Genomic DNA, 252 nt, shown 5'->3' on the forward strand with positions numbered 1-252 from the left:
GAAAATGATTGAGGGCGCCACAAAAAAGCTGTCGGTGCGACGTCTATGCCGCTTGCTGGGCGTGCCTCGCAGCAGCTATTACGCGATGCGCCAGCCCAAACCTGAGCGCAGAATTGAGCCCCAACTGGAAAAGAGAATCCGGCTTTTACACCGAGAGCATCGCGGAGCGCTGGGCAGCCGTGGGTTTACAAAAGCCCTGAAAACACAGGGCGTAGTGGTCGGGCGCCATCGTATGCGCAGCTTGATGAAGAG

General features: G+C 57.5%; 1 protein-coding gene. It reads left to right on the forward strand.

Annotated elements, in window-relative coordinates; all coding sequences use genetic code 11:
• On the forward strand, positions 1–252 hold a 252-nt coding region (locus AC0L3B_RS39930; RefSeq protein WP_473383440.1), incomplete at both ends, for an IS3 family transposase.

The organism is Bradyrhizobium sp. Kon56 (assembly GCF_055807635.1).